This is a genomic window from Streptomyces sp. NPDC031225 (assembly GCF_055570355.1).
The window spans coordinates 374654-401647 of sequence record NZ_JBVIHJ010000005.1; the positions used below are offsets into that span (position 1 = coordinate 374654).

General features: G+C 69.9%; 24 protein-coding genes and 1 riboswitch. Of the genes, 3 read left to right on the plus strand and 21 right to left on the minus strand.

The window, feature by feature from the left end:
• Positions 1–165, minus strand: a riboswitch (cyclic di-AMP (ydaO/yuaA leader).
• A gap of 303 nt (positions 166–468) precedes the next feature.
• The gene (locus ACZ48Z_RS11360) at positions 469–2544 is read right to left on the minus strand and encodes an alpha-galactosidase (protein ID WP_468735650.1); all 2076 of its coding nucleotides are present in this window, start codon (positions 2542–2544) and stop codon (positions 469–471) included.
• Between the two features lie 203 nt (positions 2545–2747).
• On the opposite strand from ACZ48Z_RS11360, the gene ACZ48Z_RS11365 reads away from it, so the two are divergent.
• Positions 2748–3548, plus strand: coding sequence for a tyrosine-protein phosphatase (locus ACZ48Z_RS11365; protein ID WP_468735575.1), 801 nt, complete (start codon positions 2748–2750; stop codon positions 3546–3548).
• A 59-nt stretch (positions 3549–3607) separates the two neighbouring features.
• Here the strand turns inward: ACZ48Z_RS11365 and ACZ48Z_RS11370 are convergent, their stop codons facing one another.
• The 20 genes from ACZ48Z_RS11370 to ACZ48Z_RS11465 form a co-directional block, all read right to left on the minus strand.
• Positions 3608–3730, minus strand: coding sequence for a DUF6126 family protein (locus ACZ48Z_RS11370; RefSeq protein WP_468735576.1), 123 nt, complete (start codon positions 3728–3730; stop codon positions 3608–3610).
• Positions 3727–4332, minus strand: coding sequence for a helix-turn-helix domain-containing protein (locus ACZ48Z_RS11375; protein WP_468735577.1), 606 nt, complete (start codon positions 4330–4332; stop codon positions 3727–3729). The genes ACZ48Z_RS11370 and ACZ48Z_RS11375 overlap by 4 nt, the downstream gene beginning before the upstream one ends.
• A 69-nt stretch (positions 4333–4401) precedes the next feature.
• Positions 4402–5787: an aspartate aminotransferase family protein gene (locus tag ACZ48Z_RS11380; RefSeq protein WP_468735578.1), complete on the minus strand. Its 1386-nt coding sequence runs from the start codon at positions 5785–5787 to the stop codon at positions 4402–4404.
• Positions 5784–7685 (minus strand): 1-deoxy-D-xylulose-5-phosphate synthase, encoded by a 1902-nt coding sequence (gene dxs / locus ACZ48Z_RS11385; protein WP_468735579.1) that lies wholly within the window; start codon positions 7683–7685, stop codon positions 5784–5786. The genes ACZ48Z_RS11380 and dxs overlap by 4 nt, the downstream gene beginning before the upstream one ends.
• A 27-nt stretch (positions 7686–7712) precedes the next feature.
• Positions 7713–8870 (minus strand): flavodoxin-dependent (E)-4-hydroxy-3-methylbut-2-enyl-diphosphate synthase, encoded by a 1158-nt coding sequence (gene ispG, locus ACZ48Z_RS11390; protein ID WP_468735580.1) that lies wholly within the window; start codon positions 8868–8870, stop codon positions 7713–7715.
• 4 nt (positions 8871–8874) lie between these two features.
• Positions 8875–9897 (minus strand): adenosyl-hopene transferase HpnH, encoded by a 1023-nt coding sequence (gene hpnH / locus ACZ48Z_RS11395; protein WP_468735651.1) that lies wholly within the window; start codon positions 9895–9897, stop codon positions 8875–8877.
• Positions 9898–9902: 5 nt separating this feature from the next.
• The gene (locus tag ACZ48Z_RS11400; protein ID WP_468735581.1) at positions 9903–10544 is read right to left on the minus strand and encodes a phosphorylase family protein; all 642 of its coding nucleotides are present in this window, start codon (positions 10542–10544) and stop codon (positions 9903–9905) included.
• Positions 10544–12535, minus strand: coding sequence for a squalene--hopene cyclase (gene shc, locus ACZ48Z_RS11405; RefSeq protein WP_468735582.1), 1992 nt, complete (start codon positions 12533–12535; stop codon positions 10544–10546). The genes ACZ48Z_RS11400 and shc overlap by 1 nt, the downstream gene beginning before the upstream one ends.
• A gap of 121 nt (positions 12536–12656) precedes the next feature.
• Entirely contained in the window at positions 12657–13721 is a 1065-nt protein-coding gene (locus tag ACZ48Z_RS11410) for a polyprenyl synthetase family protein (RefSeq protein WP_468735652.1), read from the minus strand.
• A gap of 71 nt (positions 13722–13792) precedes the next feature.
• Complete coding sequence (gene hpnE / locus ACZ48Z_RS11415; RefSeq protein ID WP_468735583.1) at positions 13793–15187, minus strand: hydroxysqualene dehydroxylase HpnE; 1395 nt, start codon at positions 15185–15187, stop codon at positions 13793–13795.
• A complete protein-coding gene (locus ACZ48Z_RS11420; protein WP_468735584.1) occupies positions 15184–15333 on the minus strand; it encodes a DUF6380 family protein in 150 nt (49 codons plus the stop codon). Before ACZ48Z_RS11420 ends, hpnE begins: the two co-directional genes overlap by 4 nt.
• Entirely contained in the window at positions 15333–16283 is a 951-nt protein-coding gene (gene hpnD / locus ACZ48Z_RS11425) for a presqualene diphosphate synthase HpnD (RefSeq protein ID WP_468735585.1), read from the minus strand. Before hpnD ends, ACZ48Z_RS11420 begins: the two co-directional genes overlap by 1 nt.
• Positions 16280–17182, minus strand: a complete 903-nt coding sequence (gene hpnC / locus ACZ48Z_RS11430; protein ID WP_468735586.1) for a squalene synthase HpnC — start codon at positions 17180–17182, stop codon at positions 16280–16282. Before hpnC ends, hpnD begins: the two co-directional genes overlap by 4 nt.
• A 385-nt stretch (positions 17183–17567) precedes the next feature.
• Positions 17568–18347: an ABC transporter ATP-binding protein gene (locus ACZ48Z_RS11435; protein ID WP_389101975.1), complete on the minus strand. Its 780-nt coding sequence runs from the start codon at positions 18345–18347 to the stop codon at positions 17568–17570.
• Positions 18340–19269 carry an ABC transporter permease gene (locus ACZ48Z_RS11440; protein WP_468735587.1) on the minus strand — a complete coding sequence of 310 codons (930 nt, stop codon included), beginning with the start codon at positions 19267–19269 and terminating at the stop codon, positions 18340–18342. Before ACZ48Z_RS11440 ends, ACZ48Z_RS11435 begins: the two co-directional genes overlap by 8 nt.
• A 97-nt stretch (positions 19270–19366) precedes the next feature.
• On the minus strand, positions 19367–20239 hold the full coding sequence (locus tag ACZ48Z_RS11445) for a glycosyltransferase family 2 protein (RefSeq protein WP_468735653.1): 873 nt from the start codon (positions 20237–20239) through the stop codon (positions 19367–19369).
• 8 nt (positions 20240–20247) lie between these two features.
• A complete protein-coding gene (locus tag ACZ48Z_RS11450) occupies positions 20248–21027 on the minus strand; it encodes a CDP-alcohol phosphatidyltransferase family protein (RefSeq protein ID WP_389101970.1) in 780 nt (259 codons plus the stop codon).
• Positions 21005–22066: an iron-containing alcohol dehydrogenase family protein gene (locus ACZ48Z_RS11455; protein ID WP_468735588.1), complete on the minus strand. Its 1062-nt coding sequence runs from the start codon at positions 22064–22066 to the stop codon at positions 21005–21007. Before ACZ48Z_RS11455 ends, ACZ48Z_RS11450 begins: the two co-directional genes overlap by 23 nt.
• Positions 22054–22806: a phosphocholine cytidylyltransferase family protein gene (locus tag ACZ48Z_RS11460; RefSeq protein WP_468735589.1), complete on the minus strand. Its 753-nt coding sequence runs from the start codon at positions 22804–22806 to the stop codon at positions 22054–22056. The genes ACZ48Z_RS11455 and ACZ48Z_RS11460 overlap by 13 nt, the downstream gene beginning before the upstream one ends.
• Positions 22803–24596 carry a DUF5941 domain-containing protein gene (locus tag ACZ48Z_RS11465; RefSeq protein WP_468735590.1) on the minus strand — a complete coding sequence of 598 codons (1794 nt, stop codon included), beginning with the start codon at positions 24594–24596 and terminating at the stop codon, positions 22803–22805. Before ACZ48Z_RS11465 ends, ACZ48Z_RS11460 begins: the two co-directional genes overlap by 4 nt.
• Positions 24597–24874: 278 nt before the next feature.
• Between ACZ48Z_RS11465 and galE the strand changes: the two genes are divergently transcribed.
• The gene (gene galE / locus ACZ48Z_RS11470) at positions 24875–25843 is read left to right on the plus strand and encodes a UDP-glucose 4-epimerase GalE (protein WP_468735591.1); all 969 of its coding nucleotides are present in this window, start codon (positions 24875–24877) and stop codon (positions 25841–25843) included.
• A 151-nt stretch (positions 25844–25994) separates the two neighbouring features.
• Positions 25995–26930, plus strand: coding sequence for a cation diffusion facilitator family transporter (locus tag ACZ48Z_RS11475; protein ID WP_468735592.1), 936 nt, complete (start codon positions 25995–25997; stop codon positions 26928–26930).
• Positions 26931–26994: the final 64 nt, after the last annotated feature.

Genomic DNA, 26994 nt, shown 5'->3' on the forward strand with positions numbered 1-26994 from the left:
TGAATTCCTCTCCGGCGCCTGCGAGGTGAGCTGTCGGGTGCGGACTGGAGATGTCCGGCCGCGCCGAGGCGCGACTTGACCCCAAGCCTGTTCCGGAGACCGGAACAGGCGGTACTGCCTGTGGGTCCCCCGCTCCTGCCGTGTACGGGTGAGTGTGTGCGGAATCCGTTCGGCGGCAGGATTAGGCGTCCGACCGGATCGGAGGTGAACGTAAGCGAGCAGGACGCAAAGGGACAAGTGAGTGGTTCCCTGTGAATGCGTTTCTGTTGATCGCTTACGGGAATAAGCAGTCACCCTGCGTGAATCGGAAGCCCGATACCCGGCCCGAATCCCCTTGAAAACCATAAGAATTACGTGAACATGACGAGCGACACACCGTCACGGATATGACGCTCCTCACGTCATGAATTCACAGGAACTCACACCCCGGAAGGAGTTGGAAGGAATCCATCAATTCGGACAGAAGCCCTAGATGCGGCGGAGTCGGATAACCGTCGCATCGAGGTCACCACGCAAACCGGTGGAAAGTCCGTGATGCAGCAATACGGCCCCTCGGTGCACTTCGCCCGTTTCAGGGCATTCATACGATGCCGCCGGGTCGAGTCCGCGCAGCCGCAACGCCGGTACGGGCTCGCCGTACTGCTGCGCCTGGAGCCAGGCGAGGACGACGGCCTCGTCCCCGAGGACGTACTGCACGGCACTCGCTCCGCCCCGCGGAGGCCGCAGCCGGTAGAGGTCGCCGCGCTGCACCACGGGCCGGATCTCCTTGTAGAGATCCACCCACCGCCGGGCCTCGGCGAGCTCCTCCTCGGTCCACTCCTCAAGGTCTCCGCCGACGCCGAGCACCCCGGCCATCGCGCTCACGAACCGGAACCGAAGAGAGCTCACCCGGCCGTTGAGCTGGGTGTTGGGGCTGTCCGTGACCCAGGCGGCCATCACCCGCGCGGGGTGGATCTGACTGAACCCGTGCTGGATGACGAGCCGGTCGAGCGGGTCGGTGTTGTCGGAGGTCCACACCTGGTCGGTGCGGCTCAGCACCCCGAGGTCGATCCGGCCGCCGCCACCCGAGCAGGACTCGAAGGCAACCCCGGGGTGAGCCTCCCGCAGCCGGTCCAACAGTGCGTAGAAGCCGCGCACATGGTCGACCCACAGACGCTGCGGGTACGGGTCGCCCGGCCAGCCCGCGTCGGTGAAGCAGCGGTTGAAGTCCCACTTCACATAGTCGACCGGGGCCGAGGAGAGCAGTGTGTCCAGCTGCTCCCACAGGTACTCCTGGACGTCCTCACGCGCGAGGTTCAGTACGAGCTGATTACGGAACTCCGTCTGCTTTCGCCCCGTCTGGTACTGCACCCAGTCCGGATGGGCGCGGTACAGCTCGCTGTCCGGGTTGACCATCTCCGGCTCGACCCAGATGCCGAACTGCATGCCGAGCGCCCGCACGTAGTCGCCGAGCGGCTTGAGGCCGGCGGGGAAGCGGTCGGGGTTGGGCGCCCAGTCGCCGAGCCCGGCCCGGTCACTGGTGCGGGCGCCGAACCAGCCGTCGTCGACCACGAACAGCTCGACGCCGATCGCCGCGGCCCGCCTGGCGAGGGTGCCCTGCTGCTCCTCGGAGATGTCGAAGTTCGTGGCCTCCCACGAGTTGAACAGGACCGGCCGGTCCTGGTCCGCGTCCGGGATGACGTACGCCCGCTGGTAGGCGTGCCAGGCCCGGCTCGCGCCGCCGAAGCCGCCGTCGCTCCAGAGGCCGGCGAAGACGGGGGTGGTGAAGGACTCCCCGGCCGCCAGGCTCAGCAGTCCCGAGTCGTCGTAGCCGGCGCCGCCGGTGATCTGCACGCGCGTGTCGGCGAGTTGGGCCACCGCGATACGCCAGGACCCGGACCAGCCGAGGGCACAGCCGTAGACCTCTCCGCGTTCCTCGGTCGCGTCGGTGTCGAGGGCGACCCACGGCAGGTGCTGGTGCCCGGTGTGGCCGCGGCGGCTGCCGATGACCTTCTCGCCGTAGGTGAGGGGGGTCTGGGTGAGCTGGGACTCGGCGGCCCAGCGGCCGTGCAGCTGGGAGAGCCGCCAGCCGTCCTCGCGGTCGGGCAGGGTCCAGGTGGCGGAGTCGGCGCGCAGCAGCTCGACCGGTGCCGGGCCCTGGTTGACCAGGGTCACCCAGCGCTCCAGGACGTCGTGGCGCATCCGGTAGTGCAGGGTCACGGTCAGCCCGGCGTCCCGGAACCGCAGCCGCAGTTCGTCGCCCTCTGTGTCGTACGCCTCGAAGCTCCACTCGGTGCCGCGCCGCTCGTCCGTGCGCACGGACAGGGCGGGGCGGGTGAAACGGGGGCCGCCTTCGACCGGGTACTCCTCGCGTCCGTCCAGCGGCGACTCGAAGGGCCAGTACTCCGGCAGGGGCCGAACGGCGAGGGCCTCGGCGTCGGCGAGCGCGATCCTCGGACCCCAGTGCAGGTGCAGCAGCTCGTCCTCGGCGGTGAGGTGCAGGGCGTAACTGCTGGCCGGCCCGGAAAGAATCCACGTACGGCCGTTCTCGGCGATCTCCAGCATCATGCCCCTCACAGATTCGAACAGGTGCCATCAGGTGTGCTCAGGCACCAACATCATCATCGGCCGTGAGCCCGGCTGCAACGCCTGTGGACAACTCATTGCCGGGGTTGTGGACAACTGATTGCCCCAGGAACACATGTCGTATGGTCGGGAGCGTGCCCGTCGACGAGCAGCGCCGGCGGCGACCGGCTGGGAGGAACCCCGTGACGCAGCAGATCCCGTCGACCGAACCCGAACTGGCCGGTGTCCGCAACTTCCGTGATGTGGGCGGAATGCCGACGGTGGACGGACGTCGGGTGCGGTACGGAGTGCTGTTCCGCAGCGGTCACCTCGCACACGCCACGGAGGACGACGCCGCGTTCCTGTCCTCCCTCGGCCTGCACACGGTCTTCGACTTCCGCAACGCCGCGGACCAGAAGCTGGAGGGCATGGACGTCGAGCTGGCGGGGGTGCGCAATGTGAACCTCCCGCTGAGCGACCCGGCCGACGGCGTCGAGTTCTGGAAGATGGTCCGCGACGGCGAGCTCGACCAGTTGCGCGAGATCCTCAGCGACGGCAAGGGCGCCCACCGGATGATCACCGCCTATCGCAAGATCATCAAGGAGCGCACCGCGGAGCACTCCCAGGTGCTGCGCTCCCTCGCCGAGGACAGCGTGCCCGCCCTCATGCACTGCGCGGCCGGCAAGGACCGCGCGGGCCTGTCGATAGCCGTGACACTGCTCGCCGTGGGCGTGGAGCGTGAGGCCATCGTCGCCGACTATCTGGAGTCCAACGCCAAGCACCGGCGGTACAAGGTGCGCCGCAGCGGCTCCGATGCCGCCACGGCCTACTCCCCCGAGGTCATGGAGCTGCTCAGCCCCCTCTTCGACGCACGCGTCGAGTATCTGACGGCGGCCTTCGAGACCATCGAGGAGACGTGGGGCAGTGTCGACGCGTACCTGGAGCAGGGGCTCGGCCTCACCCCGGAGCTCCGCGAGCGCCTGCGGGAGCGGCTCCTCGACTGAGCCGTACGGCCGCTGCCGCCCGGCTCTTGTCCTGAAGCAGGAACAAGCAGGATCAGCCGCTACTGGCCTGCTCCCACCGCGAAGAGGAAGTAGACGAAGGCCGCGAAGACGTGGCCCACCGCGAGGTAGATGATCAGGCGGACCCACAGGGCGCGGGGGAACTTCTCCTCCATGTCGGTCATGGCGTCTCTCCAAGGTTCGGGCCCAGGCACAGCGCGGCCGTGGGACTCTGCAAGAGGGTGTGGACGAACAGGAGCTCGACGCCGTCGGGGTCGTGGGCGGCGATGCGGTGCGGGGTCAGTGAGTCGAAGTGGGCACTGTCGCCCGGGTCGAGCCGGTGCGTGCTGTCGCCGAGGCGCAGCCGGAGCCGCCCCTTGAGGACGTAGAGCCATTCCTCGCCCGGGTGCACCCGCACGATGTCGCCCTGGGAGCCGTGCGGAACCTGCACCCGCAGGGCCTGCATGCCGCGGCCGGGCGCGCCCGCCTGGAAGTAGTTCCAGCCGCCCGCAGCGGTCGGTTCCATGTCGCCCGAGCGCATGACGGCGTCCCGTTCGGCAACCGTCTCACCGAGCAGTTCCGAGACCGTCGTACCGTAGATACGGGCGAGGGCCAGCAGCATCGGCAGCGAAGGCTGACGCTGCCCGGTCTCCAGCCGGGAGAGGTGAGCGGGCGACAGTCCCGCGGCACCGGCCGCGGCCTCCAGGGTGAGGGAGGCGCGGCGACGCAGTGCGCGGAGCTGGGGAGCCACCGAAGGCAGCTCCGTGAAGGCTTCCGAGGAACTCATGACTCCATTGAGCCGGAGGTTTGCCTCTGCGGCAAATTTCTTGCCTCAGAGGCAAAAGCCCCGGGTTCTCTAGCGGTTGGCCACCGCCTGCTTCACCAGGGTCTTGCTGAAGTCCCACATCAGCCCGCCGCCGCTGTGCGCGTCGTCCATGACGGCGGTGAAGGCGTCGACGAACCGGTCCACGTCCGCCTCCCCGACGACGAGCGGCGGGATGAGCTTGATGACCTCCAGGTGGTCCCCGGAGACCTGGGTGAGAATCCGGTGCCGCTGCAGCAGCGGAACGACGACCATCTGCGCGAACAGGCCCTTGCGTGCGGCCTGGAGCATGGTCCAGCGGCTGCGCAGCTTCAGTGACCTGGGCCTGCCGAACTCGATGCCGATCATCAGGCCCCGGCCGCGGACGTCTGCGAGCAGTTCGTACTTGTCGGTCAGCGCCGCGAGCCGGGACCTGAGCAGGTCGCCGGTGGCGCGGGCGTTCGCGACGATCTGCTCGTTCTCCATGACCGACAGGACCGCGAGCCCGGCCGCCATCGCCTGGGCGTTGGATCCGAAGCTCGCCGAGTGCACCAGCACCCGGTCCATCGAGGAGTAGACCTTCTTGAAGATCCAGTCCTTGCCGAGGGTGGCGCCGACCGGGACATAGCCGCCGGAGAGCGCCTTGGCCACGCACACCAGGTCGGGTTCTACGCCGTCCTCGTGCTGGTAGGCGTAGAAGTCCCCGGTCCGGCCGAGCCCGGTCTGCACCTCGTCGGCGATGAGCAGCGCCTTGTGTCCCCTGAGCAGGTCCTGCGCTGCCCTCAGATAGCCGGGCGGCGCCTCCAGCACCCCCTTGCCCTGGATCGGCTCGACGACCAGGGCGGCCACGTCGCCCTTCTTCAACTCCCTTGCCAGGGCGTCGAGATCACCAAGGGGTACGGCGGTGTCGGGCAGCAGGGGCGCGAAGCCGTCCCGGAAGCCGGACTCGCCGTTGACCGACAGCGACCCGGTGGTCAGTCCGTGGAAGGCGTGGTCGCAGTACAGGATCCGTGGTTTCCCGGTGGCGTACCGGGCGAACTTCAGCGCGGTCTCCACGGCCTCCGTGCCGCTGTTGCCGAAGAACACCCGGTCCAGGTGCGGGCTGTACGCGAGGAGCTTCTCTGCGAGCAGTCCGGGCAGCGGCTGGCAGTCGAAGCGGGTGAGGTCGGCGAGGCCCGCGTCGAGGACGTCGTGCAGCGCCTTGCGGACGACGGGGTGGTGGCGGCCCAGGCCCATCACCCCGAACCCGGCGAGCATGTCCAGGTAGTCGTTCCCGTCCGCGTCCCAGAAGTGGGCGCCCTCGGCGCGCTCGTAGACCTTGTCGAAGCCGATGGTGTGCAACATGCGCGGGAGCTGGTGGTTGAGGTACTTGCCGTGCAGCTCGTAACGCTCGGCTCCGCGCTCGGCCAGGAGTCTGCCGAGGTCGAACTCCGTGGTCATTCAGCCTGCTCCTTGACTTCGGCCCGGTCCTTCACGGCCAGGCTCGCGCTGATCCGCCCCGCCACCTCGACCGGCGTCAGCCCGATGTCGGCGAGCACCTCGCCCCGCTTGGCGTGCGCGAGGAACTGCTCCGGGATCCCGAACCGCCGTACGGGCACGTCGACATCGGCGTCGCCCAGCGCGAGCGCGACCGCGGCGCCCACCCCGGCGGCCCGGCTGTTGTCCTCGACGACGGCCACCAGCCGGTGTTCTGCGGCGAGCCCCGGCAGAGCGGGGTCGACGGGCTTGACCCAACGGGGGTCCACTACGGTGCAGTTGATGCCGCGGGCCTCCAGCAGCTCGGCGGCCTGGAGGCAGACGGGGGCCATCACGCCGACGGCGACCAGGAGGACGTCGGGCACGTCCACGGAACGGTGCAGGACGTCCAGGCCCCCCACCCGGTCGATCGCCGGAACCGCCGGCCCCACCGACTCCTTCGGGAACCGCACCAGCGTCGGCGCGTCGTCCACGGCGACCGCCTCCCGCAGCTGCGCCCGCAGTTGGTCGGCGTCCCGGGGTGCGGCGATCCTCAGTCCCGGCACCACCTGGAGGATCGACATGTCCCACATGCCGTTGTGGGACGCCCCGTCGACCCCCGTCACCCCCGCCCGGTCCAGCACGAACGTGACCCCGCAGCGATGCAGGGCGACGTCCATCAGGAGCTGGTCGAAGGCCCGGTTGAGGAAGGTCGCGTAGACGGCGACGACGGGGTGCAGCCCGCCGGTCGCGAGGCCGGCCGCGGACACCGCCGCGTGCTGCTCGGCGATGCCGACGTCCCACACCCGGTCCGGGAACCGGGCGGCGAACTTGCCGAGCCCGACCGGGTGCAGCATGGCCGCCGTGATCGCCACGACGTCCTCGCGCTCCTCCCCGATCGCGGCGATCTCGTCGCCGAACACCGAGGTCCAGGAAGGCCCGTTGGAGGGCGCGAGCGGCTCGCAGGTGAGGGGGTCCATCACCCCGACGGTGTGGAAGTGGTCCTCCTCGTGGGCCAGGGCGGGTTCGTAGCCGCGTCCCTTCTCCGTCAGACAGTGGACGAGCACCGGCCCGTGGAAGCGTTTCGCGCGCCTCAGCGCGGACTCGACGGCCCCGATGTCGTGTCCGTCGATCGGGCCGACGTACTTCAGCCCGAGGTCCTCGAACATGCCCTGCGGTGCGAAGGCGTCCTTGAAGCCCTTCTTCGCGCCGTGCAGGGATTCGTAGACGGTGTTGCCGACCAGCGGGGTCTTGAGGAGTACGTCCTTCCCCCAGGCCAGCACCTTCTCGTAACCGTCGGTGGTGCGCAGGGTGGCCAGATGGTTGGCGAGGCCGCCGATGGTCGGCGAGTACGACCGCTCGTTGTCGTTGACGACGATGATCAGTGGCCGGTCCTTGGCGGCCGCGATGTTGTTCAGTGCCTCCCAGGCCATCCCGCCGGTGAGGGCGCCGTCGCCGATGACCGCGACGACATGGCCCTTCTCCCCCTGCACCTGGCGCGCCTTGGCGAGCCCGTCGGCCCAGCCGAGCGAGGTGGACGCGTGGCTGTTCTCGACGATGTCGTGCTCGGACTCCTCGCGCGAGGGGTAGCCGGACATGCCGCCCTTGCCGCGCAGCTTGGAGAAGTCCTGACGCCCTGTCAGGATCTTGTGCACATAGCTCTGATGGCCGGTGTCCCACACGATGCGGTCGACCGGCGACTCGAAGACCCGGTGGAGCGCGATGGACAGTTCCACCACCCCCAGGTTGGGTCCGAGGTGTCCGCCGGTCCTGGCGACCGCATGCACCAGGAACTCTCTGATTTCCTCGGCCAGTTCACCGAGATCCGACTCGGACAGCGCCTTCAGGTCGCGTGGTCCCCGGATGTTCTCCAGCATCGTCACGCTCGGGCCCCCTTCGGTCCGTGCTGTTCAACTCACGGTGACGGCCGGCTCCCCCGCCGCGACGCCGTCCTGTTCCATCTGCTCGGCGATCTTCATCGCCTCCTCGATGAGGGTCTCCACGATCTTCGACTCGGGCACGGTCTTGATGACCTCGCCCTTGACGAAGATCTGCCCCTTGCCGTTGCCGGAGGCGACACCCAGGTCCGCCTCGCGTGCCTCGCCGGGACCGTTGACCACACACCCCATCACCGCGACCCGCAGGGGCACTTCCATGCCCTCAAGACCCGCCGTGACCTCGTCGGCCAGCTTGTATACGTCGACCTGCGCCCGCCCGCAGGACGGACACGACACGATCTCCAGCCGCCGTTGCCGCAGGTTCAGCGACTCGAGGATCTGGATGCCGACCTTGACCTCCTCGACGGGCGGTGCGGACAGGGACACCCGGATGGTGTCGCCGATTCCCCTGCTCAGCAGCGCCCCGAAGGCCACCGCCGACTTGATCGTCCCCTGGAACGCCGGGCCCGCCTCCGTGACCCCCAGGTGCAGCGGGTAGTCGCACTGCTCGGCGAGCAGCGTGTAGGCGGCCACCATCACCACGGGGTCGTTGTGCTTGACGGAGATCTTGATGTCCCGGAAGCCGTGCTCCTCGAACAGCGACGCCTCCCACAGCGCCGATTCGACCAGCGCCTCCGGAGTCGCCTTCCCGTACTTCTGGAGAAGACGCCGGTCCAACGACCCCGCGTTCACGCCGATCCGGATCGGCGTGCCGTGGTCCTTCGCGGCCCGCGCGATCTCCTTGACCTTGTCGTCGAACTGCTTGATGTTCCCGGGATTGACGCGTACGGCCGCACAGCCGGCCTCGATCGCCGCGAACACGTACTTCGGCTGGAAGTGGATGTCCGCGATCACCGGGATCTGAGACTTGCGCGCGATCGTCGCGAGGGCGTCCGCGTCGTCCTGCGTGGGGCAGGCGACGCGGACGATCTGGCAGCCGGACGCCGTGAGTTCGGCGATCTGCTGCAGGGTGGCGCCGATGTCGGACGTGCGGGTCGTCGTCATCGACTGCACCGACACCGGGGCCCCGCCCCCGACCGCCACCGGTCCGACCATGATCTGCCGCGACAGGCGCCGCTCGGCGATCGGCCGGACCGGTACCTCGGGGACGCCCAAGGAGATGGCGGTCATGGCGCTACTCGCGGTTTCCGCTGACGGTCTCGCGCATGGCCCGCAGGGACTCCTTCAGGGAGCCCATGGTGGCGAGCACGGCCGTGGGTTCGTAGCCGCAGTGCGCCATGCAGTTGGCGCAGCGCGGGTCCTTGCCGCGTCCGTACTTGTCCCAGTCGGTCTCCTCGATGAGTTCACGGTACGTCGGCACGTACCCGTCGCTCATCAGGTAGCAGGGGCGCTGCCAGCCGAACAGGGAGTAGTTCGGGATCGCCCAGGCCGTGCACGGGAAGTCGACCTTGCCCTCCAGGAAGTCCAGGAAGAGCGGGGAGTGGTTGAGCCGCCACTTCTTGCGGTTGCCGCCCGAGAAGGCCTTCTTGAACAGCTCCCGGGTCTGCTCCACGCCCAGGAAGTGCTCCTGGTCGGGCGCCTTCTCGTAGGCGTAGGCGGGCGAGATCATCATCTCGTCGACCTTGAGGTCGTCGTTGAGGAAGTTGAGCACCTCGATGATGGTCTGCGGGGTGTCGGTGTTGAAGAAGGTCGAGTTGGTGGTGACCCGGAAGCCGCGCTGCTTGGCCTCCTTGATCGCCGCCACGGCCTCGTCGAACACGCCCTCCTTCGCCACGGACTCGTCGTGCCGCTCCCGCAGCCCGTCGATGTGCACCGCGAAGGCGAAGTAGGGGGACGGGGTGAACTTGTCCATCTTCTTGCGCAGCAGCATGGCGTTGGTGCAGAGGAAGACGTACTTCTTCTTCGCCACCAACTGCCGCACGATCTCGTCGATCTGAGGGTGCATCAGCGGCTCTCCGCCGGCGATGGACACCATCGGGGCACCGGACTCCAGCACCGCCCCGACGGCCTGCGCCACCGGCATGCGCTGCTTGAGCACACCCGCCGGATGCTGGATCTTGCCGCAGCCCTCACATTTGAGATTGCACGCGAAGAGGGGCTCCAGCTCCACGATCAGCGGGAACTTCTCCCGCTTGCGGAGCTTCTGTTCGGCCAAGTATGTAGCGACCTTGATGGATTGACGCAGCGGCATGGCCATCTGGCTCACCTCCTGGGGAGCAGCAAGGAACGGTGCCATTCATAGAAAGCTGGGAGAACGGAACGAAGAACGCGGAAGGCTGATATTCCACCGCGTACCGTGCCGATCCGGACGAGTTCATGTTGTGGAGCGTCCACGACCACCCGGACGGCCGCAACGGGGCGCTCGCCCGCGCGCACGGCGCTCAGGAGCGTGGCCGCGGACTCCATGTCGACCGCGATCGCGCCGGTCACGAACAGCTCCGACCGCTCGTGACCGCGGACGACGTGATCGGAGCCGATGAGCGGACCGGTATGCACGGTGCGTCCCGGTACGGCCCGTACGAGCTCCTTGACGAGTAGGTCGGTCTCCACACACGGAACGGTTCCGTCCGGATGTCGGGTCTCCTCGGCGACCACCAGATCGCCGGGGTGCATCCCGGGGGCGAGCCCCGCGCAGAAACCGGTGGCCAGTACGGCGGCCCCGTCGAGCAGGGGATCGGCCAGACGCCGGGTGACGGACCGTTCCGCCGCCTTGGGCCCCATACCCGTGCGGAGCACGCTGACCGACTCGCCGGCCCCACCCCGCTCGCCCGTGCGCAGTGCGAGCTGCTCGATGCCGAGGGCGCAGGCGATCAGCAGCGGGGCGGTGGCGGGCCGGGTGCTCATCAGACCGCCTCGGGCCGGGAGAACGGTTCTCCGTGGACGTAACGGCCGAGCGCGGTGAGTGGGAAGACCTGCCGGTAGAGGTGGTAGTTGATGGAGAAGTCCCAGGGGAAGCCGGTGCCCGTGAAGTACGGCTCGTCCCAGGAGCCGTCCTCGCGCTGGGTGCTCGCGAGCCACTCGATGCCCCGCTCGACGGCCTTGGACTCCCTCTCCCCCGCGGCCAGCAGCGCCATCAGCGCCCAGCCCGTCTGCGAGGCCGTGGAGGCACCGCGGCCGCTCCACTCCTTGGCGTGCTTGTAGGAGCGCAGGTCCTCACCCCAGCCGCCGTCGTCGTTCTGCACCTTCTCCAGCCACGCCACGGCCCGCCGGATCGCCGGGTGCGAGGCGGGCAGACCGGCGGCCGTCAGCGCGGGCACCACCGAGCCGGTGCCGTAGACGTAGTTGACGCCCCAGCGCCCGAACCACGAGCCGTCCTGCTCCTGTTCGGCGAGCAGCCAGTCGATTCCGCGCCGGGTGCGCGGGTCGTGCGCGAGCCCCTCGACGGCCAGCATCTCCACCACATGTGCGGTGACGTCGGCGGACGGCGGGTCGATGACCTCGCCGAAGTCGCAGAACGGCAGCCGGTTGGGGAACGGGCTGGTGTTGTCGACGTCGAACGCGCCCCACCCGCCGTTCTTCGACTGCATCCCGAGGTTCCAGCGCACCCCGCGCCCGATGGCCTTCTCGATCCGCTCGGGATCGTGGTGCCTGACCCGGCGCAGGGCGAGGGCGACCTCGGCGGTGTCGTCGATGTCGGGGTAGTTGTCGTTGTGGAACTCGAACGCCCAGCCTCCCGGCTGCAGTTGCGGTCGCTTCACCGCCCAGTCGCCGGGCCGGACGATCTCCTCGCCGAGCATCCAGTCCGCCGCCTTGACGAGTTGCGGGTGGTCGGCGGGCACTCCCGCGTCGGCGAGCGCGATGGTGGCGAGGCAGGTGTCCCACACCGGCGACTGGCAGGCCTCGATCATCCGGGACCCGTCCTCACGCCAGATGGCGAAGCGGTCCAGGGACTCCAATCCCGCCCGCATGACCGGGTGTTCGAGGTCGTAGCCGACCAGGTGCAGCGCGATCACCGAGTACACGGCCGGCGGCTGGATGCCGCCCCAACAGCCGTCGTTCTCCTGCCGCTCGATGATCCAGCGGGCCGCGCTGTTCATCGCGGCTCTGCGGAGTCTGCGCGGGGCGACCTTGCGCAGCTGGTGCAGCGCCTTGTCCAGCCGCTGGAAAGCGCCGTCCCAACTCGCCACCCGGGCAAGCGGTTTGGCTGGGTTCGGGTCGGTGGCGTCGATGTGCAGCTCGTCGAGGGGGAAGGGCGCGGGCCTGACCGGCCGCTTCGCGGAGACGATCGTCAGCGGGACGATGGTCTGGCGCGCCCAGCACCCGAAGTCGTAGATGTTGAGCGGGGCCCACTTCGGGAAGTAGATGAGTTCCGGCGGGAGTTCGGGCAGGTCCTCCCACTTCCACCAGCCGAACAGTGCGAGCCAGATCCTGGTGAACACCCGGGCGGCGGCGATACCCCCCTGCGCACGGATCCAGGCGGAAGCCCTCGCCATGTGCGGATCCTCCGGCGCGTCGCCGTCCAGGCGGAGGGCGACGTACGCCTCGATGGTGGTGGAGAGTTCGCCGGGACCGCCGTAGAACGAGGCCCAGGTGCCGTCCTCGCGCTGCTCGCCGCGGATGAACCTGGCGGCCGCCCGCGTGGTGGACTCGTCGCGGATGCCCAGGAACTGACGGAGCAGCAGATCCTCGGCATCCATCGTGACGTTGGTCTCGAGGTCGCCCTTCCACCAGCCCTGGGCGTCCTGTCGCGCGAGCAGGTGATCGGTGGCGCGCTGGACTGCGCGTACGGCGGCTTCTTGTACCCCGGCCGCCACGGGTGTGGCGATGTCGGTTTCGCTGGCCGCGGCAACACGGGGCGGCAGGGCCCCGGTGCTTCCGTCGGTCGTCGCTGTCATGGCTTCCCCTTCGTGCAGTGTGCAATGTGGTGCTCTGCTGTGGGTCCGCCGTCGGCCGGTGCCTTTCCTTTCCTCGCAGCACCGGCCGGCGACTACGCGAGGGCTATTCGACCGATAGTGATCATCTCTTCCGTACGACGACGAAGTCGGCGAGCGCCGTGAACTGCGCCCGTACCCGGTCGGGCATGTCGATGGCGTCGAGGGCTTCGACGGCGACGGTGTGCTGGCGGCGTGCCTCCGCGGCCGTCCACTCGCGGCCGCCCGCCTCCTCGATGAGGGCGGCACGGGCGGCGAACTCCTCCTCGGAGAAGTTCTCGAAGTCGCTGCTCTTGGCGTCGGCGGCGAGGATCTCACCGAGCCGGTCGGAGGCGGCACCGCCCGCCGCGAGCGCGGCCACGACCGGCAGGGACTTCTTGCGCTGGCGCAGGTCGCTCCAGGTCTGCTTGCCGGTGGAGACCGGGTCGCCCCAGATGCCGAGCAGGTCGTCGACGGCCTGGAAGGCGAGGCCGAGGTGGTAGCCGTACTTCTCCAGGGTGTCGGCGGTGCGGTCGTCCGCGCCGCCGAGCACCGCGCCGATGGAGCTGGCGCAGGCGAGCAGGGCGCCGGTCTTGTTGCCCTCCATCTCCAGGCACTCCTCGACACTGACGCGGTCGCGGTGCTCGTAGGAGATGTCCTGGGCCTGGCCGTCGATGAGGGCGCGGGTGGCAGTGGTCAGGCGGCGGGTGGCGCGGCCGGCCTCGACGGTGCCGAGCTCCAGCAGGACCTCGTTGGCCAGCGCGAACAGGGCGTCGCCGACCAGGATGGCCTGGGCCGGGCCGTGCACCTTCCAGACGGTGTCGCGGTGGCGGCGCTGCTCGTCGCCGTCCATGAGGTCGTCGTGCAGCAGCGAGAAGTTGTGGACCAGTTCGACGGCGACGGCGCCGGGGATGCCGATTTCGGGCGCGGCACCGGTGACCTCGGCCGAGAGGACGGCGAGGGCGGGGCGCACGGCCTTGCCGCCGTCCCCGTCGGCCGGGTTGCCCGCCGCGTCGATCCAGCCGAAGTGATAGGCGGAAACGGTGTCCATCGGGGATGCCAGGCGGTCCACGGCCGCCTTCAGCACCGGGGTGGCCAGGGTCCGGCCGCGCTCGAGAAGCGCGGTCACGTCCACCGCGGTCCTCCGAGCGGCCGTCTCGGCCGGGGGCACAGTGGGCACAGTCTCTCCTCTTGTTGCGGTACCAGGGGTGCGGGGGCCTGACGCGCCGTGCTGATCGAGCATCATGCGGCCTCCTCGAACTCGAAGAGGCGGGCGGGGCGGGGCCGACCCAGGGCGCTCAGCGCGGCGTCCGCCGCACTCACGCCACTGCGGACCGCACTTTCCATGGTCGCGGGCCACCCTGTGGCAGTCCACGCGCCGGCCAGATACAGGCCGGGGGCTTTGGTACGGGCGCCGGGCCGCAGCCGTCCGACGCCGGGGGCCGGAGCGAACGTCGCCGTGCGCTCCCGGGTCACGAAGAAGTCCCGCACCTCGGCGCCGCGTGTGAGGGGCAGCAGCCGCTCCAGCTCGGGCAGATAGCGCTCGCGCAGCTCTGCCACGGGCTTGTCGATGTCGTCGTGCGCGGCCGACTGGGACAGGGCGAGGTACTGGCCCTCGCGCAGTCCGGAGGCGTCGGTGCGGTCGAAGACCCACTGCACCGGGGTGCCGAGGGCCGCGAAGAACGGCGTGTCGAGGACCTTGCGGTCGTAGACGACATGGATGTTGAGGATCGGGGCGGTGCCGATCTCCCGGAGTTTTTCCGGGGCGTCCAGCGCACCCTCCGGCAGCAGGTCACCCGCCTCGTTCGGGGCGACGGCGAGGACCACGGCGTCGGCGCGGAGCGTCTCCCCGGGAACCTGGACGCTCCAACTGCCGTTCTCGTCAGTAGAGACGGAGGTGACGCGTGTACGGACCTCGGTACGCACGCCCGCGGAGTCGAGCGCCTTGCGGGCGAGCCGGTCGTGCAGTTCACCCAGCGGGACATGGGCCCAGCCGATGTCGGCCGCGCCGGGGTCGGACAGCAGACCGGTCTTGAACACCATCGCGGCGAGCCCCAGCGAGGCGTCGCCCGCGACCGCGTTGAGGGTGGCGACCCCGACCAGGTCCCACAGGGCCTCGACGGCACGCGCCGACTGACCGTGCGCGGTCAGCCAGCTGCCGAAGTCCTGTGCGTCCAGGCTCGGATCGGCGAGGTCGAGTCCCTTGAGAGCGAGCGCGGCACGCCCCACCGCGGCCCGCTCGGCGAGCGAGAGATGCGGATAGGTCGCGAGGCTGCGCCCCAGATGCAGGGGCACCGGCAGCGCGTCGCGCCGCAGTCTGCCGAGCCGTCGGCCCTCGGGCCGGGCCACGTCGAGTACGGGCACGTCGAGACGATTCTGTAGCGGCGCCAGTGCCGTCCCCTCGATGCGGTCGAGGAACCAGCGGTAGGCGGTGCAGCAGCGCAGATAGACGTGCTGTCCGTTGTCGACGGTCAGTTCGCCGCGCTGGAAGGAGAAGGCGAGTCCGCCCAGGCGTGGCCTGCCTTCGAGCAGGGTGACGCGCACTCCGGAGTCGGCGAGCGCGAGCGCGGCGGTGATGCCGGCGAGCCCGCCGCCGATCACGACGGCGTGCCGCGCGGACTGATGCCCGTCGGTCATCGCACACCCTCCCCTGCGCGGCCGCCGCGGTGTTCGAGCGGTACGCGGCCGACCGTTGCAGTCAGGGACGCCGTCCCGGAGCGGAGGGTTGCGTGCCACTTTTCTCCGGCGGCATCACCTTGGACCGAATTGTCCATACTGGCCATCAGGCGCGCCTCCTGACGGTCCGCCGGGTCACATGCCGTGCGTCGAGGCCGGACAGGCCGCGTACGGCGACGTACGCCTTCTCGCGCCCGGGCAGTGCGACGCGGCCGCGCAGCACCGCCTCGGGGTCGCGCTCGATGCGGTCGAGCAGTCGGCGGTAGATGCCGGCCATGGCGGCGACACAGGCGCCGCTGCGCCGGTCGAGCATGGGGAGCAGCCGGTAGCCCTCGGCGAAAAGAGCGCGGGCCCGTCGCACTTCGAAGTGCACGAGGCCCGCGAAGTCGGCGCCCTCGGGTGGCTGCGACCCCTTGAAGCCGGCCGAGCAGCCGAACTTCGCGAGGTCGTCGGCGGGCAGATAGACCCGCCCGCCCTCGGCGTCCTCGCGGACGTCCCGGAGGATGTTGGTGAGCTGGAGCGCCAGCCCGAGCGTGTCGGCGTACTCCGGCGCGCGTTCGGCGGCGCGCGCCCCTGGTTCCGGACCGAACACGCCGAGCGAGAGCCGCCCGATGGCGCCCGCCACACAGCGGCAGTACACCTTCAGGTCGTCCCAGGTCTCGTAGGTCTCGCCCCGTACGTCCATGAGGACGCCGTCGATCAGTTCGTCCAGGCCGCCGAGCGGGATCGGGAAGGTCTGGGCGGCGTGGGCGAGGGCGACGGCCACCGGATCGGTGTCGTCCTCGTCGACCACACCGTCACGCACCCGGGTCAGCATCGCCCGGGTGTCCTCGAGCCTCGCGGTCTTGACGTCGTCCGCCAGCGCGCCGTCGCCGATGTCGTCGACGCGCCGTGAGAAGGCGTAGAGCGCGGACATCGCCCGCCGCTTGGATGTCGGCAGCAGCCTGATGCCGTACGCGAAGTTCCGGGCCTGCTGCCCGGTGACGGCCTCGCAATAGCTGTAGGCGGCGAGTACCGGTGCGGACGCGTGCGGTGATGACTCCACGGTCCGGATCACCCCTTTCCTCGCAGAGTGACGCCCACCTCGCGCAGCAGCTGGATCCTGCCGGGCTTGGGCGGGCCGGGAAGTACGTCGTATTCGGCGGCGGCGATCGCTCGGATCGCCGCCCTTCCCCCCGCCACGAACCCTGCGAGCAGCAGCTTCAACCTGCCGTGGACGCTACCCACCAGGGGGGCGCCTTCATTCAGGAGTTCGCGGGCGCGTTGTGCTTCGTATGCAACCAGTGCGCGCACCGATGCGCCCGCGGTTTTCGTGGCGAGATCCGTCTCCTGGACATGAAAGCGTTTCATGTCCTCGGCGGGCAGGTAGATCCGGTCGCGGCCGAGGTCCTCGGCGACGTCCTGGAGGTGTTCGACGACCTGGAGGGCGGTGCAGACCGCATCGGAGAGCCGGACGCGCTCGGGGGTCGAGGTGCCGGTGACGGCGAGCACGAGACGGCCGACGGGGTTGGCGGACAGCTCGCAGTAGGCGAGCAGGTCGTCGTACGTCTCGTAGCGCGCGACCAGCTGGTCCTGCCGGTTGGCGGCGATCAGACCGAGGAAGGGCTCGGGCGTGAGGGCGCGGCGGCGGACGGTCGGCTGCAGTCGGCGCAGCAGGGGGTGGCGGGGCTCTCCGGAGAAGACCCGGTTCAGGTCGGCCTCGAAGGCGTCCAGGAGGATCAGCCGGTCCTGCGCCTGCTCGGGCGGCACGCCGAGCAGCTCCGCGTCGGCACCGCCGGGGGCCAGGTCGCCGTCGCCGATGTCGTCGACAAGGCGGGCGAAACCGTAGACGGCCATGAGGTCGGTGCGCCAGTCCTTGGGCAGGAAGAACGGAGCCACGGGGAAGTTCTCCCCCGCGGCCTTGTCGAGCGTGCCACGCTCCGGATCGCCGGCACGGGCCCTACCGGTCTCCGTCACCGCTCACTTCCCGGGGCGGGGACGGCACGAGCCGGGTGGAGCTGGGGATCTTCGGTCGCCATTGCCGTCACATCTCCCGTTCTACACCGCCGACCCCATACGCACTATTTCGGACACGCGGCCCAGCCGTCCGTGCGGCGTCAGGGTAGCGGGTGTCGCGCGTTATCGCCCCACTTGACGCGATTGAGCACCGGTACAGCTTACGTTGTACAACGCGTTAAGGATCGTCGGGGTGTCCTGCACATCACAACAACACACCGATTGGCCCCAAGATTCCTAAGGGGGGCCGAAGTTGACGTTTCCTTTGCAGACGCAGGGCCCCGCCGGAACAGTTCCGGCGAGGCCCTGGGAAGCGGAGCGGTGTCTTTCGTCCGGGCGAGGTGGACTACTTGCCCGTGAACTTCTCGTACTCCTTGATGACCTCGTCGGTCGGGCCGTCCATGCGCAGCTCGCCGCGCTCCAGCCACAGCACCCGGTCGCAGGTGTCACGGATCGACTTGTTGTTGTGACTGACGAGAAACACCGTGCCCGCGTGCTTGCGCAGTTCGCGGATGCGCTCCTCGGAACGCTTCTGGAAGGAGCGGTCACCGGTGGCCAGGGCCTCGTCGATCATGAGGACGTCGTGGTCCTTGGCGGCGGCGATGGAGAAGCGCAGCCGGGCCGCCATGCCGGAGGAGTACGTCCGCATCGGAAGGGTGATGAAGTCGCCCTTCTCGTTGATCCCGGAGAAGTCGACGATCTCCTGGTAGCGCTCCTTGATCTGCTCCCGGGACATGCCCATGGCGAGCCCGCCGAGGATGACGTTGCGCTCGCCGGTCAGGTCGTTCATCAGAGCCGCGTTCACCCCGAGGAGGGAGGGCTGGCCGTGCGTGTAGACACAGCCTCGCTCGGCGGGCAGAAGGCCCGCGATCGCGCGCAGCAGCGTCGACTTGCCGGAACCGTTGGAGCCGATCAGGCCGATCGCCTCGCCCTTGTAGGCGACGAAGGAGACGCCCCGGACGGCGTGCACCTTGCGCACGCCGCGCTCCTCACCGCGCTTGAGGATGCGGCTCAGGGCGGAGGTGGCGCTGCCCTTGCCGGTCTTGGCGCCGTTGACGCGGTAGACGATGTGCAGCTCGTCCGCGATGACCGTGGGGATCTGCTCGTCGGTGATCTGCTCAGCCACGGCCGTACCTCTCCTCAGCCTTCCAGAAGTACACGAAGCCGCCGAGCGCGAAGAGCGCCGCCCAGCCGCCCGCGGCCGCCCAGACGTGGTCGGGCAGGTTCTCGGCGCCGTACTCGTCGATGAGCGCGAAGCGCATCAGGTCCATGTAGAGGGCTGCCGGGTTCCACTGGAGGACCGTGGCGACCCACTGCGGCTTGTCGGCCAGCATGATCGGGATCGAGAACATCACGCCGGAGGCGTACATCCAGGTACGCATCACGAACGGCATGAGCTGTGCCAGGTCGGGCGTCTTGGCGCCCGCGCGGGCCATGATCAGCGCCAGGCCGGTGTTGAAGAGGAACTGCAGGGCCAGCACCGGCACGATCAGCGCCCAGGACAGGTCGGGGTAGTGGCCGAAGCCGATGGCCACGGCGAACAGCACGACCATCGAGAACAGCAGCTGCTGGAGCTGCTGGAGCGCGAAGGAGATCGGCAGCGAGGCGCGCGGGAAGTGCAGCGCGCGGACGAGGCCGAGGTTGCCGGAGATGGCGCGCACGCCCGCCATGACCGAGCTCTGCGTGAAGGTGAACACGAAGACGCCCGTGACGAGGAACGGGATGTACACGTCCTTCGACATGCCCCGGCTCGCGTTCAGGATGACGCCGAAGATGAAGAAGTACACGGCGGCGTTCAGCAGCGGGGTCGCCACCTGCCACAGCTGGCCGAGTTTGGCCTGGCTGTACTGCGCGGTCAGCTTCGCCCGCGAGAACGCGAGGATGAAGTGGCGCCGGGCCCAGAGCTGGCGTACGTATGCGACGAGCGAGGGCCGGGCGCCGCTCTGGGACAGTCCGTGCCGCGCGGCGAGCTGTGCGGCCGTCGGACCCTGGGCGAGCGACGCGGACGCGCTGGTCGCGACCTTGCCGTCGTGCGTTGTCTCACTCAATGGTGGGTGTCTTTCGTCTTCGAGATGCGCGGCCTGTGCAGGCAGGGCACGGGGGTGGGGCCGCGGTGCGGCCCGGGTGCTCTCAGGGACGAGCTTGTCAGATGACGGGGGGCCGGCCCAGTCGGGTGAGCCGCCACACCGTACGCCACTTCATGGGCCGGCGCGGGCCGCACGGGGTGCTCCAGCCTTCCCGGAAGCCGCCGAACCAGGCCTTGAGGGCGGGCCGCGAGGGGCGGCGCACCAGCGTGAGCAGCAGCCAGACGCCGAGGTAGACCGGGATCAGCGGCGCGGGCAGGTTGCGGCGGGCGAGCCAGACGCGGTTGCGGGCGACCATGCGGTGGTAGACCGCGTGCCGCGAGGGCGCGGTCGTGGGGTGGTACAGCACCATGTCGGACCGGTAGTCGATCATCCAGCCCGCGTCGAGCGCCCGCCATGCCAGGTCGGTTTCCTCGTGGGCGTAGAAGAACTCGTCCGGGAGGCCGCCCACTTCGGCGAAGACCTGGGTGCGTACGGCGTTGGCGCCGCCGAGGAAGGTGGTGACCCGGGAGGAGCGCATCGGGTCGGCCGCGCGCAGCCGCGGGACGTGCCGACGCTGGGTGATGCCGGTCTCGGGGTCGGCGATGCGGAAGCTGACGATGCCGAGCGTCGGGTCCTCGGTGAACGTCCGGCGGCACAACTCGGCGGTGTCGTGGGTGGCCAGGAGGCCGTCGTCGTCGAGGAAGAGCAGTATGTCGACGTCGCGGCCGCTGGGGCCGAAGGCCTCGATGCCGACGTTGCGGCCGCCGGGGATGCCGAGGTTCTCGGGCAGCTCGATCGTCCGGACACCGTCGGGGACGTCAGGGACGGGCGAGCCGTTGCCGACGACGACCACCTCGACCGGGTCGCCGTCCTGCTTGGCGACCGAGTCGATCAGGGCGCGCAGTTCCTCGGGACGGTTGCCCATGGTGATGATCACCGCGCCGACCTTCATGCCGGTGCTCACTTCAGCCTGCTGGAGGCGAGGATGGAGACGAGGTGCAGCAGGGTCTGCAGGAGCGCGATGCCGGCCATCACGGCGACGCCGAGCCGGGAGAAGAACAGGTCGTCGCGCATCTGGTCGGCGACCGCCAGGACCAGGATCACCAGGGACGCCTCGATGCCGAGGATCAGCCGGTGGAACTTCAGCATCGCGGCGGCCTTGCGGGCCAGCGCCATCCCGGAGGAGCGCATCTCGGCGGCGGCCTCCTGCACGGGGGGCTTGCCGGTCTGGTGGCGGGCGACACCCACGAGGTCGGTCTCGGCCTTGATGAGGATCGCACCGAGGGCCGCCAGGGTGCCGAGGAAGGCCCACAGCCAGTCGATACGGCCGCTGCCGAACAGGTCGGCGGCGCGCAGGCCGAAGCCCACGAGCACGGCCGCGTCGGTCAGGTAGGCGCCGACCCGGTCGAGGTAGACGCCGTTCAGCGAGTACTGCTTCTTCCAGCGCGCGATCTCGCCGTCGACGCAGTCCAGCAGCAGGTACATCTGGACGCACACCACGCCGAGCACGGCCCCCGGGATCCCCGGCACCAGGAGCGCCGGGGCCGCGAGGACGCCGAAGACGGTCATCAGGTACGTGAGCTGGTTGGGCGTGACCCTGGTGTTCACCAGGTAGCGGTCCACCCGCAGGGACACCTCACGCATGTAGAGGCGTCCCATCCAGTGCTCACCGCTGCGCCGGTCCTTGACCCCTGCGGGGTGGACGACCGGACGGAGTTCAGCTACCGATGGCCTTGACATAGTCGGTGTAGATGTCCTTGATCTGTTCGGTCTTGAGGTCGAGGTGTTCGAGGATGGTGTAGCGGCCGGGGCGGGTCTCCGGAGCGAACTCCACGACACGGACGAACTCCGCGGGCGTGAAGCCGATCTCCTCCGGCAGCACCGGCAGTCCGTGCCGGCGCAGTACCTCGGCCATGTACACCGCCTGCTCGTGGGCTCCGCGCAGATACATCGCGAAGGCCGCGCCCAGGCCGCACTGTTCGCCGTGGGCGGCGGCGCGCTTGGGGTAGAGCAGGTCGAAGGCGTGGTTGATCTCGTGGCACGAGCCCGAGGCGGGACGTGAGTCACCGGAGATCGACATCGCGATGCCGGTGAGGACCAGCGCCTCGGCGAGCACCTGCAGGAAGTCGTTGTCTCCGACGCCCCCGGGGTGACGCAGGACCGCCTCGCCGGCCTGACGGGCCATGGCGGCGGCGAGACCGTCGATCTTCTCTCCCCGGACCCGGTTGGCGAGCTCCCAGTCCGCGATCGCGTTGATGTTGGAGATCGCGTCGCCGATGCCCGCGCGCACGAACCGCACCGGGGCCTCGCGGATGACGTCGAGGTCGATGACGGCCGCGATCGGGTGCGGCACACCGTAGGAGCCGCGCCCGGCGTCGTTGTCGAGGGTGGCGACCGGCGAGCACAGGCCGTCGTGCGCGAGGTTCGTCGGTACGGCGACCAGGGGCAGGCCGACACGTGCCGCGGCGAACTTGGCACAGTCGATGATCTTCCCGCCGCCGAGGCCGACCACCGCGTCGAAGCGGCCGGCCTTTATGTCGCCCGCCAGCCGCACGGCGTCGTCGAGGGTGCCGCCGCCGACCTCGTACCAGGTGGCGCCGGGCAGCGTCGGCTCCAGACGCTCACGCAGCTTGACGCCCGAGCCGCCGCTGACGGCGACGGCGAGCCGGCCCGAGGTCGAGATGCGCTCGTCGGCGAGCACGCACGCCAGGTCGTCGAGGGCACCGGGGCGGATGTCGACGACGAGCGGTGAGGGAATCAGCCTGGTCAGTACCGGCATGCGATCTCCCGTCCGCGGGCGAGGTCGTCGTGGTTGTCGATCTCCACCCACGCGACGTCGCCGATCGGCGCGACGTCGATCCGGAAGCCGCGGTTCACGAGTTCCTGGTAGCCGTGCTCGTAGAACTGCTGCGGGTCGGTCTCCCAGACCGTCTTCAGCGCGTCGGCCAGCTCGGCGGCGGCGTCGCCCTCGATGAGGGTGACCCCGATGTACTCGCCGGTCGCCTCGGCCGGGTCCATCAGCTTGGTGATCTTCGTCATGCCCTTCTCGGCGTCGACGACGACCTTCATCTCCTCGTCGGCCAGCGACTTCACCGTGTCCAGGGCGAGGATGATCCGCCTGCCCTCACCGCGCGCGGCGAGCAGCGTCCGCTCGACGGAGACCGGGTGCACGGTGTCGCCGTTGGCGAGGATCACGCCGTCCTTGAGGGCGTCACGGCCGCACCACAGGGAGTAGGCGTTGTTCCACTCCTCGGCCTTGTCGTTGTCGATGAGGGTGAGCGTGAGGCCGTACTTCGCCTCAAGGGCCGCCTTGCGCTCGTACACGGCCTCCTTGCGGTAGCCGACGATGATCGCGACCTCGGTAAGACCGATCTCGGCGAAGTTGGCGAGAGTCAGGTCGAGAACCGTCGGCTCGCCCTCTATGCCCGCAGGGCCCACCGGCACCAGCGCCTTGGGCAGGCTGTCGGTGTAGGGGCGCAGACGGCGTCCGGCGCCGGCCGCCAGCACGAGGCCGATCATGCGGGTTCTCCTTCATCGTGTACGGCGGGCGCCCCGGAGGACACCCAGAAGCGGATGCTCTCGACGAGCACCAGCAGGGCGACGACCACGGCGACGACCGTGAGCGCGGCCGTGAACTGCGAAGCGGTGAGCGCGGCGGCCAGGACGGTGACGAGCAGCGTCCGCCCTTCGTGCCCTCCGATGGCGCGTACCAGCCACGCCGGGGGCGCTCCGGCGTTGCCGCGGATGCGGTACACCGTGTCGTAGTGATGGTAGGCGACTGCCCCCACGAGGCCGAAAGCTGCAGGAAGGGCCCCGTTCACGTCCGCTTTCGCCGCGAGGATGAGGACGGTGCCGTATTCGGCGGCGCGGAAGAGCGGGGGGATCAGCCAGTCGAGGGCGCCCTTGAGGGGGTGCGAGACGGCTTCGGCGGACAGCAGGACGTACAGGCCGGCGAGCAGGACGACCATCCAGTCCGGACCCCACGCCCAGGCGGCCAGCGTCACCGCGACCGCACCGGCGGCGGCGCTGAGCGGCGCCGTCCTGCGGGGCGGGCCCGGCAGGTAGCGGGCGAGCAGCTCCGCCAGCGGTCCGCTGTCCGCCAGGTCCGCCAGCGCCTGCGCCGCCCGGTCGGTGCGCTGCGCCTTGCGGGTCAGCGACCGCAGCACCCGGCCCGCCGTGGTGTACGTCGCCGCGAAGGCGCACCCGATGAGAAGGGCGTAGAAGGTGATCCGCGGGGTCGTGACCGCCGTGAGCACGGCGATCATGGCCCAGCGCTCCCCGATCGGCAGGACGATCATCCGCCGCACCCACACCGTCCAGCCGACGCTGTCGAGCTTGCCCGAAAGGGCGGCCGTGGGGCTGGTGTTGGCGGTGGCGTCGTGGTTGGCCTCGTTGAAGGAGAAGTCGACGACGTGGCGGCAGGTCTGCAGGACCATCGCGCCGAGGGCGAGGGCCCAGACGTCATCGCCGCCGCGGGCCGCCCCCAGGGCGAGTCCCGCGTAGTAGGCGTACTCCTTGGCCCGGTCGAAGGTGGCGTCGAGCCAGGCGCCGAGGGTGGAGTACTGCAGGGCGTAGCGGGCGATCTGGCCGTCCACGCAGTCCAGGACGAAGGACGCGATGAGCAGGACGCCGGCGGCGACGAAGCCGGCCCGGGTGCCGGTGGCCGCGCAGGTCGCCGCGATCAGCGCGGTGATCAGGGAGGCGGTGGTGACCTGGTTCGGGGTCAGCCCGCGGCGGGCGCACCAGCGGGCGATGTAGCGGGAGTACGGGCTGATGAAGTGCGTGGTGAAGAAGCCGTCCCGGGACTTCACGGCCGACTTCAGGCGTACGGCCTCGTCGTCGACGTCCGCGACGGCCTGCCGCGCCTCGTTGCGGGCCTGCGGGTCGGCGGGGACGGCGGCGACCAGGCTGCCGAGCTCGGGGCGGTACACGTCGGCGCCGTCGTCGGCCAGCGCGGTGACGACCCGGTCGGGCACGCTGTTCACGGCTACCGCCGTACCGCCGCCCGCGGAGTTCTCGCGGGCCAGCGCCCGGGTGAGGGTCACGCGGCCGTCGGGCTGCGCGGTGACGGCGCCGGGCAGCGCGGCGAGCGGGAAGCGGGGGTCGGTGAGGCCCAGGCGCAGGGCGTGCACGTGGCCGACGAAACGGGCGTCGACGAGGGCGATCCGCTGGTCGCAGGGCGCCTCGGCGACCCTGCGCTCGGCGTCGGCGGCGTCCACGGCGACCTGCACGTCGAAGCCGAGGGCCCGCAGATCACCCTCGATCGACGATCCGGGGACCGGCTGACCGGTGAGGATGGCGGTCGACAACCGAACTCACTCCCTGGGTGCCGACGCGCGGGCGCCGGTCATGTGCACGATGGGGGCGCCCCTTGGCAACACCAGGCGGGCGGCATGTCGGCAGAGGCTATCGGATGCCAAGAAGGCTGCGTTCACCGCCCGTTCACGGGCCGATCAACACCGTCTCCCCCGGCCTTTGCCGCGATCATCATCGGTGATCCGGGCCCCCGCCCACAAACCGCGCCCCGCAGAGCGGACATCCGGGACACCGTGAGGGGCCCCGGCGCGTCGGCATAGGGTGGGCGACCATGACGTGGCTGATCACCGGCGGTGCCGGGTACATAGGGGCGCATGTGGCGCGGGCCATGACGGGGGCCGGGGAGCGGGTCCTCGTCCTGGACGACCTGTCGGCGGGCGTGCCCGCCCGGCTCCCCGCCGACGTGCCGCTGGTCCGCGGCTCCTCGCTCGACGGCGGCCTGCTGAAGCGGGTGCTGGCCGAACACGCGGTGACGGGTGTGGTGCATCTCGCGGCGCGCAAGCAGGTCGCCGAGTCGGTGGCGCAGCCGACCCCCTACTACCAGGAGAACGTCGGCGGTCTCGCGACGCTCCTGGAGGCGGTCGCGGAGGCCGGCGTCACCCGCTTCCTCTTCTCCTCGTCGGCGGCCGTCTACGGCAACCCCGATGTGGAACTGATCACGGAGGAGACGCCGTGCGCACCGGTGAACCCCTACGGCGAGACGAAGCTCGCCGGGGAGTGGCTGGTGCGGGCGGCCGGGCAGGCGCACGGAATCTCCACCGTCTGTCTGCGCTATTTCAACGTCGCCGGGGCCGCCGCGCCGGAACTCGCGGACACCGGGGTCTTCAACATCGTCCCGATGGTCTTCGACCGGCTCACCCGCGACGAGGCCCCGCGGATCTTCGGCGACGACTATCCGACGCCGGACGGCACCTGCATCCGTGACTACATCCATGTGGCCGACCTGGCCGAGGCCCATCTCGCGGCGGCCCGACGGCTGTCCGAAGGCGGCCTGAGCGGCGACCTGACGGTCAACATCGGTCGCGGTGAGGGCGTCTCCGTGCGCGAGATGGTCACGGTCATCGGCGAGGTGACCGGAGACCGACGGCCGCCCGTCGTCGAGCCGAGGCGTCCGGGGGACGCGCCCGTGTCGGTGGCCTCGGCCGCCCAGGCCGCCGAGGTGCTCGGCTGGAGCGCGCGGCGAGGGGTGCGCGAGATGATCGACTCCGCCTGGCGGGGCTGGCAGCTGCACCACAACTGAGGCTCCCCTGACCTGCGATTCGTTTCCCCAGGTCAGGGCACATGACAACGGTGTTCAGTGCCGCGTTGCCCGATACCCCCCGCCCGTAGTTCACTGTGATCCCGGGCGGGCTGTTCGGCTGTTCCGGGTCCACGCGTAGGAGGCGGCTTCCATGGGGGCAGGGCACGATCACGGGCACACGCACGCCCCGGTTGGTGGTACGGCGACCGCGGCGTACGTCGGCAGACTGCGGGTGGCGCTGTCGATCACGCTCACCGTCATGGTCGTCGAGATCGTCGGCGGGGTCGTCGCGGACTCCCTCGCCCTGGTCGCCGACGCCGCGCACATGGCGACGGACGCGCTGGGCCTCGGCATGGCGCTCCTGGCGATCCACTTCGCGAACCGCCCGCCGACCGGCAACCGCACCTTCGGGTTCGCCCGCGCCGAGATCCTGGCGGCCCTGGCGAACTGTCTGCTGCTCCTCGGTGTCGGCGGCTACGTCCTGTACGAGGCGATCCAGCGGTTCATCACGCCGACCGCCACCGAGGGCGGGCTGACCATCGTGTTCGGCGCGATCGGTCTGGTCGCGAACATGATCTCGCTGACTCTGCTGATGCGCGGTCAGAAGGAGAGCCTGAACGTACGTGGGGCGTTCCTGGAGGTCGCGGCGGACGCGCTGGGCTCGCTCGCGGTGCTGATCTCGGCGACGGTGATCCTGACCACGGGCTGGCAGGCCGCCGACCCGATCGCCTCGCTGGTGATCGGCCTGATGATCGTGCCGCGCACCTTCAAGCTGCTGCGCGAGACCCTCGACGTCCTGCTTGAGGCGGCACCCAGGGACGTGGACATGACCGAGGTACGGACCCACATCCTCGCCCTGGACGGCGTGGAGGACGTCCACGACCTGCACGCCTGGACGATCACCTCGGGCATGCCGGTGCTGTCCGCGCACGTGGTGGTGCGCTCCGACGTCCTGAACGCGATCGGCCACGAGAAGATGCTGCACGAACTCCAGGGCTGCCTCGGCGACCACTTCGACGTGGAGCACTGCACCTTCCAGCTGGAGCCCGTCGGGCACGCGGAGCACGAGGCGCGGCTGTGCCACTGACACACGTGTACGGCGCATGAAACGCCCGTTCTGACGGAATGCAGCGATCCGGGTCTCCTTTGCG

Bases quoted from the DNA above. Each gene is read 5' to 3' on its own strand.
- ACZ48Z_RS11445 (WP_468735653.1), bottom strand. From the start codon at position 20,239: ATGAAGGTCGGCGCGGTGATCATCACCATGGGCAACCGTCCCGAGGAA.
- ispG (WP_468735580.1), bottom strand. From the start codon at position 8,870: ATGACCGCCATCTCCTTGGGCGTCCCCGAGGTACCGGTCCGGCCGATC.
- ACZ48Z_RS11370 (WP_468735576.1), bottom strand. From the start codon at position 3,730: ATGACCGACATGGAGGAGAAGTTCCCCCGCGCCCTGTGGGTCCGCCTG.
- ACZ48Z_RS11360 (WP_468735650.1), bottom strand. From the start codon at position 2,544: ATGCTGGAGATCGCCGAGAACGGCCGTACGTGGATTCTTTCCGGGCCG.
- ACZ48Z_RS11460 (WP_468735589.1), bottom strand. From the start codon at position 22,806: ATGATCGGCCTCGTGCTGGCGGCCGGCGCCGGACGCCGTCTGCGCCCC.
- ACZ48Z_RS11455 (WP_468735588.1), bottom strand. From the start codon at position 22,066: ATGCCGGTACTGACCAGGCTGATTCCCTCACCGCTCGTCGTCGACATC.
- ACZ48Z_RS11375 (WP_468735577.1), bottom strand. From the start codon at position 4,332: ATGAGTTCCTCGGAAGCCTTCACGGAGCTGCCTTCGGTGGCTCCCCAG.
- ACZ48Z_RS11450 (WP_389101970.1), bottom strand. From the start codon at position 21,027: ATGTCAAGGCCATCGGTAGCTGAACTCCGTCCGGTCGTCCACCCCGCA.
- hpnE (WP_468735583.1), bottom strand. From the start codon at position 15,187: ATGACCGACGGGCATCAGTCCGCGCGGCACGCCGTCGTGATCGGCGGC.
- ACZ48Z_RS11420 (WP_468735584.1), bottom strand. From the start codon at position 15,333: ATGGCCAGTATGGACAATTCGGTCCAAGGTGATGCCGCCGGAGAAAAG.
- ACZ48Z_RS11400 (WP_468735581.1), bottom strand. From the start codon at position 10,544: ATGAGCACCCGGCCCGCCACCGCCCCGCTGCTGATCGCCTGCGCCCTC.
- ACZ48Z_RS11380 (WP_468735578.1), bottom strand. From the start codon at position 5,787: ATGACCACGGAGTTCGACCTCGGCAGACTCCTGGCCGAGCGCGGAGCC.
- galE (WP_468735591.1), top strand. From the start codon at position 24,875: ATGACGTGGCTGATCACCGGCGGTGCCGGGTACATAGGGGCGCATGTG.
- shc (WP_468735582.1), bottom strand. From the start codon at position 12,535: ATGACAGCGACGACCGACGGAAGCACCGGGGCCCTGCCGCCCCGTGTT.
- hpnH (WP_468735651.1), bottom strand. From the start codon at position 9,897: ATGGCCATGCCGCTGCGTCAATCCATCAAGGTCGCTACATACTTGGCC.
- ACZ48Z_RS11475 (WP_468735592.1), top strand. From the start codon at position 25,995: ATGGGGGCAGGGCACGATCACGGGCACACGCACGCCCCGGTTGGTGGT.